The sequence below is a fragment of the Arthrobacter sp. Cr_A7 genome, from assembly GCF_029222765.1.
In the GTDB taxonomy this organism is placed as follows: domain Bacteria; phylum Actinomycetota; class Actinomycetes; order Actinomycetales; family Micrococcaceae; genus Arthrobacter.
Map to the genome: position 1 here is coordinate 1 of NZ_JARHXQ010000091.1, position 1,558 is coordinate 1,558.

Consider the following 1,558-nt stretch of genomic DNA (forward strand, 5'->3'; position numbering starts at 1 on the left):
CAGGAGCGGGCTGGCTGGGATAGCGGTCAGGAGTGCGGCCGGCCCTTCCAGTGGCCTCCGCTATGAAGCGGAGGAAGCCGGCGGCGGGGCTCGTCTGCAGGCACGTCGGAGCGCCAGGGAGCACGCCACTCAGCGGCGTCCCACCCATCCATGATGTAGATCCGCTCGTGCGCAACGCGGTCGCCCCTGAATTCCAACAGATTGACAGAGAACATCCAGGGCGCGCCGTCATAACTGATCATGTTCTCCACGACCACCAGATCGGCACGATGCGTGACCCGTCGTGTGTGGAATTTGAGCTCCGCTGGATACCGGCGCCGCCATTCGCGGAAGTTCTCCACGCCCTCGAACCGTTCCCCGGACTGAGGGAACTCCAGGACTGCATCATCGTGGTAAATCTCATGGGCGACGTCCTCGTCCTTACCTGAGTACTCCCAGTGACGCCGCAGGGCCTGCATGAGGTCCGCCTCTTCGAGCATCACGCGCCTCCTTAAACCGGGACTAATGGTAGCGCGGGCCCCATCCTCAGGACAGAGGCTGCTCCCGAAGCCCGCGGCGACGTCCAGCATGCCGCTGGCAACCGGATGAGCGGTAACGCCGCAGTAACGCCGCTGGAAGTAGTTGTGGGACATCGTTCTCCACGAACGTCAGGGCATCTGCCGTAACCCGGACAGAAAGCGAAGGGACAGAACCATGAGGAAGTTTGCGGGGCGCCTGGCGACCCTGGCCGTTGCTGCCACCGCGGTGGTGGCAGGCTCCGTAGCCGCGCCGGCAGCCGCACATGAATCCGAACCGCTGGACTACGTGGCTCTGGGAGATTCCTACACCGCAGGCATCGGGGCGGGAATCGTCGAGAGATCAGAGCTGTACAAGGACATGGAGTGTTATCAGGCAAAACCGCCGGGCTATGTGGACGTGCTGGACGGTCGGCCCGACGTGGAACTTGCGGTCAACGCCGCCTGCGCTGGCTGGACCGCCGCCGCGGTGCCCGTCCAGGTGGGCGTGGCGTCAGCCGCGGGCCTGAATGCTGGAACGGATCTGGTGACCATCACCGCCGGCGGCAACGACGTCGGCTTCCAGCGCATTCTCGAAGCCTGCTTGGTCCCTAAATCCCTGGAAGTCTGCGAGACAGAGGTTGAAAAAGGCGAAGCCACTGCCAGGACTCAGGTCTTCCCGGCCTTAAGCAATGCTTATGCCAGCATCCGGGCCACGGCGCCCAACGCCACCATCGTCGCGCTGGGATATCCGCATCTGTTCTCCCCTGAATTTGGCGACCAGCCATACATCACGGACGAGGCCGCCGAGCTCTTCAACAAGGGCACGGACACGCTGAACGAGGTCATTGAAAAAGCCGCCAAGCAGGTCCGTGGAACCGTGTATGCCGACGTCACCGACGAATTCGAAGGGCACGGCATCGGCTCGCCGGCATCCTGGATTCACTTGCCCGGAAGTGCTGCCGGCTTCCACCCCACTGAAACCGGCTACGCCAAGGGATACTACCGGGCGGTCGTCCGGGAAGCGGGAATCTGGGCCTTGCGGCACTGACGCGTGAGGAGAG

The 1,558-nt window shown here is 63.6% G+C and carries 2 protein-coding genes; one reads left to right on the forward strand and one right to left on the reverse strand.

Features of this window, described 5'->3' with window-relative positions; all coding sequences use genetic code 11:
• Window positions 1–26: 26 nt before the first annotated feature.
• The gene (locus tag P2Q66_RS05480; protein WP_275726206.1) at window positions 27–479 is read right to left on the reverse strand and encodes a nuclear transport factor 2 family protein; all 453 of its coding nucleotides are present in this window, start codon (window positions 477–479) and stop codon (window positions 27–29) included.
• A 214-nt stretch (window positions 480–693) separates the two neighbouring features.
• On the opposite strand from P2Q66_RS05480, the gene P2Q66_RS05485 reads away from it, so the two are divergent.
• Entirely contained in the window at window positions 694–1,545 is an 852-nt protein-coding gene (locus tag P2Q66_RS05485; RefSeq protein WP_275726205.1) for an SGNH/GDSL hydrolase family protein, read from the forward strand.
• The last annotated feature ends 13 nt before the right edge of the window (window positions 1,546–1,558 follow it).